Source organism: Mesorhizobium sp. M1088 (assembly GCF_040318575.1).
Taxonomy (GTDB): domain Bacteria; phylum Pseudomonadota; class Alphaproteobacteria; order Rhizobiales; family Rhizobiaceae; genus Mesorhizobium.
This window is the reverse complement of the sequence record NZ_JAMYMO010000025.1, coordinates 1-16,415: the sequence shown is the minus strand read 5'-3', so window position 1 is coordinate 16,415 and position 16,415 is coordinate 1. Positions and strand designations below refer to the sequence as shown.

Sequence of the window (16,415 nt, the reverse complement as noted above, 5' to 3'; positions counted from 1 at the left end):
AGGGATGGGATAGTCGAACAAAAGGGGCGCGTGAGGGTTCTGACGGATCACCATCATCAGTCGGTGACCAGGTGCTCAGACCATCGCTGTCCAGCCTAAGACTGAACGGCGCCCATTGCTAAAAAGATCTAGATTCGAGCCCAAACGGAACGGACTGACATAGCGCAAGGACCCAGGGGGGCGCGGTGGGTAGGGTTGGTTGTTATCAGTATGGGATTGTGCCTTTGCAGACCACGAAATTTCGAGAGGCCCGGCTGCCTTGGTACACTATCTATCCGGCTGTGTCGGAGTTCTCCGGGGCGGTCGGCGCCGAGGCTTATGAGGCATGGCTCAGGAACCTGCCGGCTGAGGATCCGGTGTCACTCTATCTGCACGTTCCGTTCTGCCGATCAGCCTGCTGGTATTGCGGCTTCCCAACCACCATCACCCGCCATGATGCGCCCATCCTCAACTATCTGGCGGCGCTGCGTGACGAGATCCGTCTGGTTTGCGAGCGAGTGCCGAAGACGCTGCCCGTGAGCGACATACATTTCGGCGGCGGAACGCCGTCTCTCATCGGACCAGCCGAGTTCCTCGCTCTGATGGAGTTCCTGCGATGCCGCTTCGCCATCTCGAAAACAGCTACGGTCGCCATCGAGATCGATCCACGCACGCTCACGCCCGAGATGGCGGAAGGCTTGGGAGCGGCCGGCGTGAACCGCGCGAGCCTGGGCGTACAGAGCTTCGATCCCATTGTTCAAAAAGCGATCAACCGAATCCAGAGCGAGGCCCAGACGTCGGCTGCCGTGGAAATGCTGCGCCGGCATGGAGTAAACCGGATCAACTTCGACCTCATCTACGGCCTGCCGCGTCAAACGGTGGAGTCGTGCGTCGAGACGGCGAGGGCAGCGGTCGCCATGCGCCCCGACCGGCTTGCCTTGTTCGGCTACTCGCATATCCCATCCCAAATAAAGAACCAGCGCCTCATCGAGGCGGAATTTCTTCCCCACAGCGCTGCCCGCGCTGAACAGCATGCGGCTGTCGCCGTGACGCTGGTTGCCGCCGGCTACCGAGAGATCGGGCTCGACCATTTCGCCTTGCCGCACGACGAGCTCGCGCTGGCACAGGAAACAGGTCGCTTGCGACGTAACTCGTTGGGCTACTCTGCCGATACCTGCAGAACCCTGATCGGTTTCGGCGCGTCGGCTATCGGCCGCATCGGCCAGGGGTACGTTCAAAACGAAGTTACACGGGATTTCTACATCCGGCACATCGCAGCTGGCCGACTGGCGACATCGAAGGGCCATCGCCTCACAGACGACGACCGCCTGCGAGCCGCAATCATCGAGCGATTAATGTGCGATTTCGAGGCTGACGTGCCGGCAATCTGTGTCGCCCACGGATCTGATCCGATCCGTCTTCGCGGTTCAGATGAGCGTTTGGCGATGCTGGCCAAGGACGGAATAGTGGACTTCGAAAACGGTTTTGTCCGCGTACGGCGGGAGCATCGCTTTGGGGTTCGCGCTGTCGCTGCCGCATTCGATGCTTTTAGGGATGGCCTTACGTATCCCGCAGGTGAGGGCAAGCACACAACACGGAAGCTAACACAGGGAGTATCTTTTGCCGGAGAGAACGAGTTGCCATCGTGCGGTGCCCGGTTAGTGAAGCGCCGTAAAATGTCGACATAGGCGAGGTGAACTGGACCGAACGACGAGAACAGCCTATCCAGTTTCTTGTCGGCAGTTAGTTCGAAAAACAAGGGCTTCTAAGCGGTAAACACATGCTAATCCATTTGATTTACGGGCCGACCTGCAGCGGCAAGACAGACGTTTCAATTTAAATTGCACGAGAGACCGGACGGCCGGTCATTGCGTTGGATCGTGTACAATGCTGTCCTCAAATCGCTACGGGCAGCGAGCGTGCCTCGGATTCCGAACTGCAATCTACCCAGCGGGTTTACTTGGATACGCCCCCTAACCGCGGGCACATCCACGCCGTGACTACCCGTCGTAAGCTGATCATGCACGTGGATGAGCTTAGATCTCAGCCTGGGCTCACTCGCAGCCGGCTCGATCTCCCTTCTCAATTCACATGGCGCGAGTCAGCATCGGGCTGGCGCTTTCAGTGGCATGTAAGGCGGTGGCGGCTCGGCAACTCCGATGCCTTTGTAGAGAGAGCAAAGCGGGTTGTGTGCGTCAAGTTCTGCAAAATGGGGCGGCCATGATGCTGGTCATGCGGCTTGGCGCAGAGCGAGCTTCTTGTGCTCGCGCAGGTCGTCCATGTTGATGTATCGGTTGGCCTCCATCCAGTTTTCATTGGTCTCGACGGCCAAGGCCCTGACCAGGCGCAGGCAGCTTTCGGTATTGGGGAAGATGCGCACGACATAGGTGCGCCGGCGGATTTCCTCGTTGAGCCGCTCCAGCGTGTTGGTGGATTTGAGATGCTTGTGGTGCTGTCTCGGCAGCCTGAAGAAGGTCAGGGTTTGTTCGATGGCATCCTCGGCCCAGCCTGTCAGACCGGATAGCGGGCCGACCATTTGGCAAGCCATGCGGCAAGATCAGCCCTGGCCTCTGCGAGATCGCGCCGGTCGTAGAGCCAGCGCAATTCCTGCAGGCAGTCGTCGCCGTGCTTCCTCGGCAGATGATCGAGCGCGTTCCTGAGGAAGTGCACGTAGCAGCGTTGCCAGGCGGCTTCGGGGATCACCTCGCCGATCGCTGCCACCAGGCCGGCATGATCGTCGGACACGTCCAACCCGATGCCCTTGCTTTGACGGCAGCGCTGGCGGTCTTAACTTCAGTCTTGGTCATGGTGGCGTTCCTTCGCGGGAATCAGGTGACGTGAACAATCACCAGCCTGCCATGACCGCCCCCTCTCAGCGAATTTGCAGAACTCTCAGCACACTACCCCGACGTACTCACCCGGATAGTCCCGGCGATCCAGACGACCTGCTGCTGCCGTGCCTGAGCGGATCAGCTCGACGAACTCGTCGCGGTAGGGGTCGACTCAAAACGAATACGACAGCGTCATCGACACTTCGCGCCCAGCGGCATGCGCCAGCCGCGCGGTCTGCCGGATCGCTTGCTTGGCGCGCGGCGGGTCCCCCAGATAGCCCTCGAAATAAGTGACCTTGGTGCCCGAAGCCTTGTCCCGTTCGACATCGTCGGGGCCGAGTTCGAAGCAGGCGCCGAGATAAGCGCTCGCCATCGGGCGTGACGAAGATCATCGAGCATGCCGTCGGTGGTTGTCCCACTAGCGGTTCGGTGTCGAAGGCGACGCCCTGGGCGTGGATGTCGTGGGCGTAGATCTCGCCGAGAGGTCGTTCCACACCTGCCGAAGAAGGCGGCGCGCCCGCCGAAGCTGCCTACGCCGGCGGCGGTGTTGCCGGCGCTGCATTGCCGATGCAAAGAACGTCATAGTCCGGCGTCAATGTCTCCGCTTGGGAATCCGCCGGCCTTCTTACCACGCCGGCCGGCGCGGGTCTGGCAAGTGGGCTTTCCTTTTGCCAATGCGTTCTCCCGGCCCTCACGGGGCGGCGAGTCCCTGCCACCTGAGGCTACATGGCAGCCGTGGAGATGACCTCAGCAGCGGCGCCCGATCGGAAACCTTAGCACCTCCGCGCTTTGGCGTGGCTGCTTGAACTCTTCGACGGCAACCGCCTCAATTAGCAGATCCAAGGCTTCGCGGCCCCTTTGACTCATCGGGTCATCCCCACAAAGGTAGTCATACGCTCGATCTAAATGCCCTCGGGCGGCGGAAAAATCGCTTGTCATATCATAGGACCCTCTCTATCCGCCCGCATTGCCGTTTACGAGGTGAAGGTAGTGCAATCGTCAATATATACAGACAAATTTGAATTAAATCGGTGATGATCATAGAGGTCGAGTCCCCGACCTGATAGCGCCATCGAGCCCGCCGACGACCACTCGCTGGCGCTCACGGGCGCGGCGCTGAGTGGCCTGCCGCACATGCACAAGTCCTTCAACCTGCCGCCGCTTCCCGTCATATTCGCGGCGCGGCCATTTCACTATCTGGATGGTCTGCCGGCCGGCGGACAACGCGCCTGGCCCAGGAACTCGACGCCCTGATCCGCTCGCCGAGCCGATCATGGGCGCCGGCGGCATGCTGGTGCCACAGGAGGATTATTTTCCAAAGGTTCAGGCGGTGCTGCGCAAACACGACATCCTCATGCTGTCGACGAGGTGGTCTGCGGCTTCGGGCGATCCGGCGACAATCTTTCCGGTTCCGAGGAGAAGTGGCTTAAGATCGTGAGCGCCCTATGCTTTTAGGTTTCCGGAAAAAGCTTCGGAAACAGCGCGTCCAGAGCGTCCGCCGGAAAGCGTAGGGACACTGGGCCCTTTGGCGTTTCCGACGCCAATAGTCCGAGCGCGATTACGTCATTGAACAGTCGACGCGCCGTACGTTCGGGTAGTCCGCTAATACGGGATGCCTCGCCGCGGTCAAACTCACCGCGCGTGAGCGCTTCCTCCACGAGGCGGCCGGCTTCGGGCTTCAGACCACTGCGCTCCACATGGCGATACAGCCGCTTGGCCAACGTGTCGAGATCGAACAGTCCGGTCATGAAGCTCACCTGATCGATACACGCCTGCAGGAACCATAAGGTAAAATCGCCGAGCGCGCGTTCGGAGAGGTTGCCACGTCCGTCGAGATCACCCTGGCGGGGCATATCGGCATGATCCATCATGCTCTTGTAATCCATTCGGCTTTTCACGCCACGTGCCAAGCCTCGTGAGATCGACCACAGCCCGTGCGCGGCGATCCCGGCCTGATGGGCCATGGCGTGGCTCATCAATCGGCTGACGCGTCCGTTGCCGTCCGGAAACGGGTGAATGTAGTTGAAGCGGTGATGCGCGGCAGGAATGGTCAGGATGCGTCCGGCCTTGCCCAGCTTATCGAAGCGATAACGCATGGCAAAGTATTGCATGAAATCGTTGACGCGATCGCTCGAAGGCGGTTCATGCCGGCCGATGGCGACGTCATGCTCTGGCTTCGATCGCCACTCACCTGGCGCCATGACGAACTCACGGCCGGCACCCTTGATGGTCAGCATGGGCGCTTCGGCATCGCGATAGAATTCCGCGTGCAGCCATCGAAGAAAACCTACCGATGCTGGTTCCGGCAACTGCCCATCGGCAGCCAGGCGGTCGATCTCGGCTTGCAGGCGAACGTGCGCGGCCGCCTCGAGCTGCAGATTGCGGCGGTTCTCGTCTCGATCGAAGTTTCCGACCAGCGCCCGTTCGATGTCGCGCGGGCGCGTATCGTGGCCTTCGATCAGGTTGCTGTAGTAGGTGTTCATGATGCGCACGAGATCGGCTAGGTTGGCTGCGGTACGCGAGTGCAGGCTTTTGCCCAAAACAGCCGACGTCGCCGACAGCTCTACCAGCGCATCCGAGATAGTTTCGGATACATCGGGTAGGCGTGCCGGTTCGATGCGCTGTACGCTCTCTTCCATATCGGCCGATCTTGGGTTCCGCCAAATGCGTGATTATAAACATAAATTTTCAGTTGACCAGATTGTTTGGCCGATCTTCTGGCCGATCGTCGGCATGCGGACTTGCGGGCCTCGGCACTGCCACCGCTGCCAAGCTTGGACACAAATCGATGCTGCCGATGATGATCATGGCCGATGTTCGGCAGGCCTATCGCACTGACAACTATGCACAAACCGTAATTGGGGGAGCCATCTGGCCGATGCTTTGGCCGATCTATGACGATCGGCCGGACTCAGACAGGTTCGAGGTGGAAAACAGGCAGCTTTAAACATGGTTCTGCCTCGGCCAGCGCAAGATTCGCCTGGAGCTTCGCTTATGCTGTGTGAGCTTGTTCTCTCGCGCCCGGTCCATTTGTCATTTTTAAGTGCGTCGGACTGCCAGTTGATCGCGTTCTGACCCGACTGGGAGTTCAAGTTTGACCTGAAACTGACTGGGTGCTGGATGGCAGGCTTCATCCCCACCGGTCTGATATGACACAACGTCCCGGCCCCGAGGCTAGGCTGCAATCTCGTATGGCTTCTATGCGCCGTTCTCTTGGAGCGTGTTGCGGGCTTGGTCTGCTCAACCTCGGAGCTCAACGCTTCACGGCGTTAGGATGAGCGTTCGAGGCGCAGGATTACTGCCGACACTGCTCTTCTTGTTCGCATTGGGCAGTTCCCGTTGGAAGCTTCCATCTTGCCGACTGCTGAGTTTGGAGTCGCCGTAGCTGTGAAATCGAAAAGAAGCCCATGGGCAACGTTTGCCGCGACGCTACTGAGAGCTGGTCACCGGGAGAGCCGAAGGTAGAACGAAGTTGTCTCGTTGAGCTTGTATGTGGCGCCAGCATAGAAGGCCCAGTTCCCACCCCAAGGCTTATACAAACCGCCACCGTTAGCGCCGATCGCGTTCATGGCCTCGTCCTTTTGGCAGAGATCACCACGGTCGCTAGCTGGCGAGCAAAGTCCGTCCCAGTGCTGCATTATCTCGTCGGATCCGGCAAGCTGGCAGAATTTCCCAGGCGGAGCTGACGGGGAGGGATGGTGGGAATAAAACGGTGCGCGTGAGGTCTCGGCGGGAACAGCCAAGACATCTAAGCGGAACGGACTGGCATAACGCAAAGACACAGGCGAGCTCAGCGGCAAGGTGGTTTGTTATCACCATGGGACGCCTGCCGCGTCAAACGGTGGAGTAGTGGGTCGAGACGGCGAGGGCAGCGGTCGCCATGCGCCCCGACCGGCTTGCCTTGTTCGGCTACTCGCATATCCCATCCCAAATAAAGAACCAGCGCCTCATCGAGGCGAAATTTCTTCCCCACATCGCTGCCCGCGCTGAACAGCATGCGGCTGCCGCCGTGACGCTGGTTGCCGCCGGCTACCGAGAGATCGGGCTCGACCATTTCGCCTTGCCGCACGACGAGCTCGCGCTGGCACAGGAAACAGGTCGCCTGCGACGTAACTCGTTGGGCTCTGCCGATACCTGCAGAACCCTGATCGGTTTCGGCGCGTCGGCTATCGGCCGCATCGGCCAGGGGTACGTTCAAAACGAAGTTACACGGGATTTCTACATCCGGCACATCGCAGCTGGCCGACTGGCGACATCGAAGGGCCATCGCCTCACAGACGACGACCGCGTGCGAGCCGCAATCATCGAGCGATTAATGTGCGATTTCGAGGCTGACGTGCCGGCAATCTGTGTCGCCCACGGATCTGATCCGATCCGTCTTCGCGGTTCAGATGAGCGTTTGGCGATGCTGGCCAAGGACGGAATAGTGGATCGTGTCCCGCGGCGTGGTGTAGCTGGCGGCACGGCGGCAGGTTTGCCGTGGTCGGGGAGCCCTTCCTTGGGCGGAAGCCGACGACAGTGTTCGAGGGGAACTCGCCATGAGCCGGGTGCGCAGAGATCGTCCGACGCTCTTGTATTTGCTGGTTCCCAGCCGGCTCCGCCTCCGATTGCCTCGGTAGCTCGGTAGCCTGAGCGCGTCGGCGGCATCATGCCATTATCATCCTACGAATTGCATGCTCCATCGTCCTGGACGAGACCGGTTTGGCTAGCCAAAGGACGAAGGTCTGATTACCAGATGTGATCGGCATGGGGTCGCTTCCACCAACGACGATGATGGGCACCGTCATCAGGGTGGTACGTACGGCTTCGGGCTGTCCTGGCCCGAGGAAAGTCGCTTGATCGAAAATTAGGAGGTCGGCTGCCTTCCCGCTCTCGATCCAGTCGCAAAGACTTTCGAAGGTCGCGAAGCCGACAGGCTTATAACCAAGCGCGGCGATCTTATCGTTGTAGATCTCCAACGCTGCTGGATCGGGCTCCACGACTGCAATGATTTCTCCATTGCCAAGTGATCCATCGTATGGACCGGAAGCGCTATCAGCTCTGACCTGCTCCTCAGCGCAGGCCGGTAAGTAGAGATCGAAGCGTGTACCTCGGCCAACAGCCGAGGTGACGTCAAGGCATCCTGCGAGCGCGCTCACATGGCGGTCCACTGCAGCAAGACCCAGTCCGGTCCCGCCGACGCGAGAGCGCGTGGTAAAAAAGGGCTCAAAGATGTGCGGAAGCACCGAACTTGCGATTCCTTGGCCATCGTCGCTGATGGAGAGGAGAACGTAATCTCCCGGTTTCAAGGTGCCCTTAGCCACGGGCTTCGTTTGACAGACGTGAGCGCGAGAAACGCTAATCTCGACACGGCCCTCATTCAAGAGAGCCTCCGACGCGTTCTTGCATAGATTCATAAGGATCTGCTGTATCTCGGTCGGGCTGCCCTCGATCACCGTTTGCCACTCGTTGATCTTGAAGTTCAACTGAACATCCGCACGAAGTGTAACCCGCAGCAATGGCGCGAGATCCATTACACTCTCCGAGACGTCGAAAGGCATCGTCACGCGCTTCCGATTTCGGCTTAGTGACAAAATTTGATCAATAATCAGCTTGGCTCGGTTGCTGGCCAAGATAATTTGGCCGATGTGGCCCCGAATTCTCGAGGGGCGGCGCACAAGACCTTTAGCCATCTCTGCGTAGCCGACTATTGCTCCTAGAACATTATTGAATTCATGTGTAACGCCGCTTGCGATTGTGCCGACAGCCGTCAGCCTTTCCGCATGCTCCCATCGACTCTCAAAAAGGTTACGTTCCGTGTGTACACGTTGCATTTCAAGATGGTTGCCTAAACGCACAGTAGCGCTCGCCAGAACCAGGAGGTCGTCTGTGGAGGGTGGTGAGCGATCTCCTTCAAAAACAAGGATACAAACCGCAGCCTGCTGATCGGAGGCCCTGCACCCAACAATTTGACAAACACCGGTAGTGCCTACGGCAGTCCGAACCACTTCCGACGCCGGAACGACGCGAAACACTGGCTGTTCCGGGTGTACAAGTGAGACGACTTCATGGATTAGCGTGGCGTTCCAGACGCGCATGCGCTTGTTCGCGACAAAGTACTCGGTATTCCTGCTGATACTCGGATCCACCAGAGCAAGCGCGCATTGATCCGCATCGAAAACGCATTGAATGAGTCTAAGCGCTGCTTCGGTGGAGAAGCGCCGCGAAGCCTTCGTTGCTTGACTGTCGATGAAGCAAGCTTCGATCTCACTCATTGCCGCTTCAAGCTCTAACCGCCTTTCCAACCGGTTCGTCCGCACATGCAGCGTGGAGGCTCGAATGGTCGCAAACAAGCAGAGGCATATGGACACCAAGCCAAAGAAAAGTCGTGTACGCTGCGCTTGCGCGCTGGCGAAGCTGTAGGCTTTCAGATGTTCTCGCTCCAATTCGGCAGCCTTGGCGAACGTGTCGAAGGATGGGATCCGATTGACAGCGCGGTCCAACCTCAACATTGAGGACAGGATAGCGCGGCCCTCGCGGGCCACATCCTCCGTGACTTGGTCCTGGCTAGGAGGAAGTCGGCCGAGAGACTGATCGATTTGTAATGCGAGGCTGAATCCCGGTCTGGCCGAAAATTGAAGGATCAGATTGGAAAATTCAGGCCTGTTCGACACTCCCCCCCGAAGGCGATTAGCCGAGCGAGCAAAGCGTACGAGAGAGCTTTGCAGAAGCTCATTTTGCGCGGCCGAGGCCGAGATGGCAGCTTCTGTGTTTTCGAGGGACTTTTTGAGCTGTGCAAGCAACCTGGAGTGCACCCCGGAGCTCTCATTGGGCGAAATCTCAACAAGGCGTTGGTAGTTTTGAAGGTTCCTTTTTAATGCTTGCCCGGTAGAAGCAACGGAACGGAAGTCCAATACCATGTCGGCGCGGGCGACGTCTCGCTGGAGCAATGCGTAGTTGATCTGAATCGTCCGCAGTTCGCTTAGGACCGCCTCGTTGATCTGGGGGTCTTGCCACTGTATCGCGACCAAGAGCGCAACCGAGGCCACTAGGGCCATTACAGAAGCTTTGTCGGTACTGAGCCATTTTTCCCAAACGAACGGCGTTTGATCCGCGGTGCGTGCCTTGCGAAGGTCCGATTTGAATTCTAGCTCCCCATCGCGTCGGTGTGCGGCCGGATGCTGCTGGAACAGGAAAGCCAAGTGTACCTCTCCCCTCAAATAGGCGGTGTAGACACCGTTGCACTCTGCCCCCATGGCCCGCTGACCTTCCATTGATTCGCGGGCGTTTCGACCTCGACGGCGAGGCGGCAGCACAAGGCGGGCAACTGATCGCAGTTTTCGGAACTGGTCTTCCGAGAGATCATCGAAGGGGCATACAAGCGCACGCCTGCAGCAGCCGAGGATGATACCGGTCGGTCAAACGCAACTGGCGAGGGCCGGATCTGCTGTTGGCTGGCAGCTAACACTGGCGAGGCGGCGGCCTCAACTCCGGCGTGCCTAGAGCCGGCTGCTGCGAAAGCGTCCGACACGCTTCCCTTGGGGTCATCCCGTCCAGCGGGCATCCTTGGATCGCTGAAAAAAGACGAGGCGGCTTGATGATCCTGCCCTCGCTGAAGCACCTCGCGAAACCCCTGTTCCAGTCGCAGAAGCTCCTCTGGACCGGTAGGCGGCTCGTCAGCTCGACCATCGAACAGCGGCCGGAGCGCCTCGGACACGTGTTGCTCAAAGCCCACTCGCCGGGCCTGGACCGCTTGCCCGTCTTCCAAGCCGGCGTCCTGCACCTGCGACAAAGCTGTTACACGGGATGGATTACTATTTCGCGGGTTCATACTAGCCTCACATCAAACTGTATCGTCAAAGTCCTGCGCCAATCCACGCAGCGGCTCATCGAGTTGATTCTGTGGAGAGCCCCCCGTCTGCTTTCGTCAAGGGCGTCGGCTCCGGGAGGGCGCCTGTCTGGCTTTCAAAGATGCGTTTCAGAATGCGATCCGAAAAATATCGCACCTTCCTCAATTTTAATGGTGGCAGACCTTGATGAGAACGATTTCGTACTCGTCATTGAGCAGCCGCACCTGTTCGGGACGCAACAGCGGTGCACCTTGATGTGAATTCTGAACGTTCCAATCGAACGTTCGCGCCTGGCTGTAGGAAATCGATTGGGCTTGAAATGTGAATCCACCGATAGCTTTGGAAATGTAGTTCGGAGTCTCGTCATCTACCTCGATGTTCCTAGAAGCGCGCCGGCAGCCCGGGCGGGGGGCTTGGGGTTAGACTGCCAGCGCACGCCACTCATAAAGAGCGGCCTCTTTTCGCGGTTCGGACACCCATAGTCAACCCGGCAACGTCTGGATGCCCGCTGTGCTTTTTGCAGAGCGGCGATGCCGGGCATATCGGCCGATCCTGTCTAGGATGGTGTGGCCACTCTCGTCGGCCGAGTTGATGCTCCAGCCAGTATCGCCTTGCCGACCAGCATGAGTTCGCCGTTAGCAATCCATCGTTGCGGGCGTTCCAGTCACGGCCTTCCATTCGGCGATGGCTTGCAAGCGATGAACATGTATGGCGAGAGCAGAACGTTTGGGGCGGGGGACGAAGAGGTTGCGGAGGGCTGACAAGGTCGAGACGAAGCGTTGCAGGCCTCCCGGCGATCGGACCCCTGCATCATCCGCTCCCGTTTTCGCGGCGGCACATGGGAATTCTCCGCTCTGTTGTTCAACCCCTTGTGCGACCGGTGCTCGACGTCCGGCATCATCTGTCGCTTTGCCGCTCCATACGAGCGAAGCTAGTCGGTGATCATGCGCTTCGGCGCGAGCCCCTGCTTCTTCCACAGCCGCGTCAGCAAGCGCAACCTCTCGCAGGGTGCGCTCTCAGAGTTCGTTCCTGCGCAGCGGCCTTGTTATCTCGATACTGGATAAGCGTCTACGAACCTACGCGCCGCATAACGAGCTTTGTTGCGCTGGTCGGTTGCGAAGGGTGGCTCTATGCATCGCAGTGGCGGACGCGAAATCCTCACCATCCTTCTGCATCGCGCTATTTGGCTTGCCGAAAACCCAATTTCGCCGGCACGCTGCCGCTGAATACGATGATCATCTCGCATTCTTGCTATGGAGACTGTCGTCCTTCCTGGGCACGCGGCTGACGGCGACGAAAGCGGGTTTATTCATGCAACACCCCTTTTTGGCAGGCAAGCTGGTGGACTTCGGGATGTCGGGGGCGAATATAGCGAAGACTCCCGCCGCTCGCTGATGCATTCTGGACGCAACCGCATCGAGCCGATGTGTTCGAGACGCTTCGCGGCTGCAGTCGCCGAACGATGGCGTGGTTATGCGACCTGTTCGGCATGGCTACCCCCGTCCAGTCAGGCGTTCACGAAGGTGTTTGTCGAGAGTTCGTGGAGAAAGTCCGCCACTTATCGTTGGCGAGGGCTTTGCTCCGGAGTGGCGATCGGTGCGCTGATCGACAGGCAGGCTCTGGCCAAAATCGAATCCCATGCCGTCGCGAAAGGCCGCAGAATTCGATGCGGGGGCAAACGCATCGCGCGAATGGCACGTCGAACTATCGGTCCTGTCTCCAGCGAGATGACCATCGCGCAAGAAAGAGACATTCGGGCGGCTGGCGCCTGTGATTGCTTCGACGATGCGGATAGGTCGTGCATGAGGCCAACGACACGATCTACGGCCTTCCCCCACATTTGTGCCTCAAACGGAAGCGTGTTTGGCGTGTCGCCGAGGCCTTGGAATATGGCATAGTGGTATGAACACGGGACGCATGTCGTCGGAAGCCGCGCCTTTCGGCCGAGTGAAGCAGTCCGGCATCGGGCGGGAGGGTTCCCGCCATTGCCTCGAGGACTACCTCGAAATGAAATACCTCTGCACGGGCGGCATCTGAAGCATGGGCTTGCAGGGCTCGCAGACCGGTAAACCAGCGAGCCATCTCCAAATATGTGAATTGTGGATTGCTCCTCGACGGGAGCTGAGGGGCGGCTCCGCAAGCCTTACGACGCTCTTTGCGAGCCGTAGCTGCCGAGCTGGCAAAAGGCTGGGCTACGTCGCGCCAGCGCAATCGGCGCGCAGAAAATTAGGCCTACCCGCTCCGGGACCGCGGACCTCGTCAGCTTCTCGTAAGTATGCCCGAGTAGGTTGCTCAGCTGATCTGTGGACGTGAGGCTAGCGTGAACCGGCACAAATTTGACCTATCCAATGTAACAGGTTGGCGGCAGGTGCAGCCCCCGGCATCTCAAGAGCAAGCGGCACAGGCCGGGCAAGAGGGCTTTGAGCAGCGCTCGGGCGAGGCGCGCCAAGCCGCTGCCCAAATTCCCGCCCCCGCCGTTCCGGCTCTGCCAGACCCGTTCCATCCTCATCCGTCTCAGGGAGACCTGAGCCTCATCGAAGGCGCGGCCCCATGGGAAGCGCAGCCCATGATGCAAGGGAGCGGACAAGAACACGCCGCGGCGCCGTACGCCGGAGGCAGTGGGTCGATGCTAGGTGCCTCGGTGCTGCAGCCGGGTCACTCAACGGCGCGCCATCATCATGCGCCGGATTCGTCAGTGGGTGATCTGAATCCTTCCGCACCGTTCGAGTTGCGTGACCATGCTCGTTCCCCCGTGCCGGCGGCGGTGCAGCCAGATCCTCCAGTAGTGGTCTCCGACGGTCGCGGCTGCAAGCGTCCTCTTTATTCCAACGATGCGACCGTTGTCGAAGGGCTGAGGTCACTCTACGCGGGTAAGGCCAAGGAGGAAACGGTCAAGCGCCATGTAAATTCTCTTTACGGCTTTGGTCGTTGGCTCTTTAAAAATAACAAGCCGGGATTTGCTGCTCGGCTTCACGAGAAGTCGCTGGATGAAGATCTCAAGGAGTACGAGAGCAGTGGTGGCTCCTCGACTGTGGCTGTGGCACTGCGTCGTCTCAGAGAGTCGGCGGGCGGAGTGCCAATGGTGGGCCGCGCTGTCCTGAATCCCGACCCTGCCGACGCCGCGCTCATCAGAGATTACAAAGCGGCTCTCATCAAAGAGTACAAGGGAGCGCCTGCGACCGGGCCGAATCGCCAAACCATTCACGACTATGGAGCTACTCTTAGACGTTTCAGTGAATACCTGCATAAAAACAAAAAGCCGGGGATTGCGGCTCGGCTTCACGAGGAGTCGCTGGATGAAGATGCCAAGCGCTATAAGGACTCCAGTGGTGACCGGAGGATCATTGCACTAGCTCAACTCCGGAAGTTCCTGCCGTCCGCCGCACTCGGGCGCGAAATTGCCCTTGCTGCTCGTCCGGAAGACGCAGTCGGCATGGAGGCTCGTGCCATTGGGGACGCCGCTGCGCAGCACAGCGGGCCGCAGAAGGCATTGGGTCGGCCAGAGAAGCTCCCTGGGGAAGCTAATGAAGACGCCGCTGTTCTGCCATCGTCTTTCGTACCAACTGGGCACCATCACCAAGCCTCGGATCCCGCAGAGTCCTTTCGTCCCCTGATCTGGCGCGACGGCGACCAGCGCGCGCCGGACGAGCGGATCGCTGCACAGGACAGGAGCAACCTGCTACCAAGCGAGGAGGTGCCACTGAGGCCACCGGAATTCGCTCCGCCCAGCTTGCGGGCGGGGAATTCCGCCTCGCCAGAGCTCTTTCCTGAGGGGATGTCCCCCGCGGTCGAAGGGTTTTTTGGTGTTTTCGGCGACCCCAGCGGGCGGGTGCTCGGCGCATTGCAATTGCTAGGCGACGAACATATCCACAGGGATTACCAGCTCCTGGAGCAGGAGTTGCAGGGGAACAATCCAGATCTCGCCGCCCGGACGCGGTTCGTGGATCCCCTCGTAGCCAATTATCATCTGCGCTTGGGCTCCGAGAGCGACAAGCTAAGCGCATTCCAGCGCATCGTCCATAATCAGAACGGTAACGACACAGCCGACTTCCTGTTCGTGCCAGTGAGCGATGGCGGTAAGACTCTTGCGGAGCGCGGCAAACATTGGTCGCTGCTGTTCGTTGATCGCAGCGACCGGGAACGGCCGGTTGCCTATCATTATGACTCCGTCAGCGGATGGCATGACAAGCTTGCAAAACACCTCGCAGAAAGGCTGGGCGCCAGCCTGGAGACCCGCGTGGACTTACCCCGCATCGCCCAGCAGAGCAACGAGTGGGATTGCGGAGTCTACGTGGTGGACGGCACGCGGGCGCTGGTTGGGCGATTGCAAAGATGGCAGCCAGACCTGCCAGACCTGCCAGACCTGAACCTCAACAACCTCGTCGTCAATCGGCAGGCACTACAAACCCGACTCATGGGTGACGATACATCTGGAACGGCAAATTATCTCACGAACTTTGAACTCATGGACCGACAGGCGCGAGACGCGGTTAAGGAAAGCCCCGTTGGGACGTTTCACCAGCGGATCAAGCGGCTCGGCCAGTCAGCGCGAGCGTTGCACGACAGAGCCCTGGCTCCAGTCGCGCCGGACCAAGGCAACCCAGACTCGGTGTTCGTACGGGACGTTATTCCCGGGGAAACACGCCATCATCATGCGCCGGATTCGTCAGTGGTTGATCTGAATCCCCCCGCACCGTTCGAGTTGCGTGACCATGCTCGTTCTATGCCGGCGGCGGTGCAGCCAGATCCTCCAGTAGTGGTCTCCGGTCGCGACAAGCGTCCTCTTTATTCCAACGATGCGACCGTTGTCGAAGGGCTGCGGTCAGCACTCTATGCCGGTAAGGTCGGGGAGCGCACGGTCACGGACCATGTAAATTCTCTTCTCGGCTTTGGTCGTTGGCTCTTTGATAATAACAAGCCGGGATTTGCTGCTCGGCTTGACGATCCGTTGCTGGATCAGGATCTCAAGGAGTACCAGCGCGAGAGTGGCTCCTCGAACGTGGCTAGAGCACTGGGTCGTCTCAAAGAGTCGGCGGGCGGAGCGCCAATGGTGGGCCGCGCTGCCCTGAATCCCGACCCTGTCGACGCCGAGCTCATCAGAGATTACAAAGCGGCTCTCATCAAAAAGTACGAGGCAGAGCCTGCGACCGGGCCGAATCCCAAAACCACTCAGGACTATGCGGCTACTCTTAGACGTTTCAGTCAATACCTGCATGAAAACAACAGGCCGGGGATTGCGGCTCGGCTTTACGAGGGGTCGCTGGATGAAGATGCCAGGCGTTATTTGGACTCCAGTGGCAACCGGTGGATCAGTGCACTAGCTCATCTCCGGAAGTTCCCGCCGTACGCCGCACTCGGGCGCGAAATTGCCCTTGCTGCTCGTCCGGAAGACGCAGTCGGCATGGAGGCTCGTGCCATTGGGGACGCCGCTGCGCAGCACAGCGGGCCGCAGAAGGCATTGGGTCGGCCAGAGTATCTCCCTGGGAAAGCTAAGCAGCTGAGCGAGATCGGCAATTCAGGCGCTCGCGTGCTGATGCAGGCCCCCACCCATCATGTGGATACATCGCCATGGGAGGCGCAACTCAGGAGCGGACAAGAACACGCCGCGGCGCCGTACGCCGGAGGCAGTGGGTCGATGCTGGGTGCCTCGGTGCTGCAGCCGGATCACTCAACGGCGCGCCATCATCATGCGCCGGATTCGTCAGTGGTTGATCTGAATCCCCCCTCACCGTCCGAGTTGCGTGACCCTGCTCGTTCTGTGCCGGCGGCGCCTGCC

7 protein-coding genes and 6 pseudogenes are annotated in these 16,415 nt (G+C 59.5%); 6 read left to right on the top strand and 7 right to left on the bottom strand.

Features of this window, described 5'->3' with window-relative positions; all coding sequences use genetic code 11:
* The first annotated feature begins 224 nt into the window (after positions 1-224).
* Together hemN and NKH49_RS23430 are read left to right on the top strand one after the other, a co-directional pair.
* Entirely contained in the window at positions 225-1,667 is a 1,443-nt protein-coding gene (gene hemN, locus NKH49_RS23435) for an oxygen-independent coproporphyrinogen III oxidase (RefSeq protein WP_352644016.1), read from the top strand.
* A gap of 152 nt (positions 1,668-1,819) precedes the next feature.
* A complete protein-coding gene (locus NKH49_RS23430) occupies positions 1,820-2,203 on the top strand; it encodes an isopentenyl transferase family protein (protein ID WP_084641664.1) in 384 nt (127 codons plus the stop codon).
* Positions 2,204-2,209: 6 nt separating this feature from the next.
* Here the strand turns inward: NKH49_RS23430 and NKH49_RS23425 are convergent.
* The 4 genes and pseudogenes from NKH49_RS23425 to NKH49_RS23410 all read right to left on the bottom strand — a co-directional run.
* A pseudogene (locus NKH49_RS23425) lies at positions 2,210-2,751 on the bottom strand (transposase); the annotation flags it as partial.
* Positions 2,752-2,985: 234 nt separating this feature from the next.
* A pseudogene (locus NKH49_RS23420) lies at positions 2,986-3,368 on the bottom strand (PfkB family carbohydrate kinase); the annotation flags it as partial.
* A 189-nt stretch (positions 3,369-3,557) separates the two neighbouring features.
* The gene (locus tag NKH49_RS23415; protein WP_023679698.1) at positions 3,558-3,749 is read right to left on the bottom strand and encodes a hypothetical protein; all 192 of its coding nucleotides are present in this window, start codon (positions 3,747-3,749) and stop codon (positions 3,558-3,560) included.
* Between the two features lie 512 nt (positions 3,750-4,261).
* Entirely contained in the window at positions 4,262-5,449 is a 1,188-nt protein-coding gene (locus NKH49_RS23410; protein ID WP_023679700.1) for a Fic family protein, read from the bottom strand.
* A 149-nt stretch (positions 5,450-5,598) separates the two neighbouring features.
* On the opposite strand from NKH49_RS23410, the gene NKH49_RS23405 reads away from it, so the two are divergent.
* Complete coding sequence (locus tag NKH49_RS23405; protein WP_023679701.1) at positions 5,599-5,757, top strand: hypothetical protein; 159 nt, start codon at positions 5,599-5,601, stop codon at positions 5,755-5,757.
* A gap of 879 nt (positions 5,758-6,636) precedes the next feature.
* Positions 6,637-7,242: pseudogene (locus NKH49_RS23400) on the top strand (oxygen-independent coproporphyrinogen III oxidase); the annotation flags it as partial.
* 214 nt (positions 7,243-7,456) lie between these two features.
* On the opposite strand, the gene NKH49_RS23395 reads toward NKH49_RS23400, so the two are convergent.
* The 3 genes and pseudogenes from NKH49_RS23395 to NKH49_RS23385 all read right to left on the bottom strand — a co-directional run.
* A complete protein-coding gene (locus NKH49_RS23395; RefSeq protein ID WP_031212674.1) occupies positions 7,457-9,991 on the bottom strand; it encodes a two-component system VirA-like sensor kinase in 2,535 nt (844 codons plus the stop codon).
* Between the two features lie 641 nt (positions 9,992-10,632).
* Positions 10,633-11,007 (bottom strand): annotated as a pseudogene (locus NKH49_RS23390) (type IV secretory system conjugative DNA transfer family protein); the annotation flags it as partial.
* Between the two features lie 267 nt (positions 11,008-11,274).
* Positions 11,275-11,633, bottom strand: a pseudogene (locus tag NKH49_RS23385) (DDE-type integrase/transposase/recombinase); the annotation flags it as partial.
* A gap of 507 nt (positions 11,634-12,140) precedes the next feature.
* On the opposite strand from NKH49_RS23385, the pseudogene NKH49_RS34955 reads away from it, so the two are divergent.
* Both NKH49_RS34955 and NKH49_RS23375 read left to right on the top strand, forming a co-directional pair.
* Positions 12,141-12,676: pseudogene (locus NKH49_RS34955) on the top strand (aldehyde dehydrogenase family protein); the annotation flags it as partial.
* 658 nt (positions 12,677-13,334) lie between these two features.
* The coding region (locus tag NKH49_RS23375) for a Ulp1 family isopeptidase (protein WP_352928026.1) at positions 13,335-16,415 on the top strand (3,081 nt) is incomplete at its 3' end.

Bases quoted from the DNA above. Each gene is read 5' to 3' on its own strand.
- NKH49_RS23415 (WP_023679698.1), bottom strand. From the start codon at position 3,749: ATGACAAGCGATTTTTCCGCCGCCCGAGGGCATTTAGATCGAGCGTAT.
- NKH49_RS23410 (WP_023679700.1), bottom strand. From the start codon at position 5,449: ATGGAAGAGAGCGTACAGCGCATCGAACCGGCACGCCTACCCGATGTA.
- NKH49_RS23405 (WP_023679701.1), top strand. From the start codon at position 5,599: ATGCTGCCGATGATGATCATGGCCGATGTTCGGCAGGCCTATCGCACT.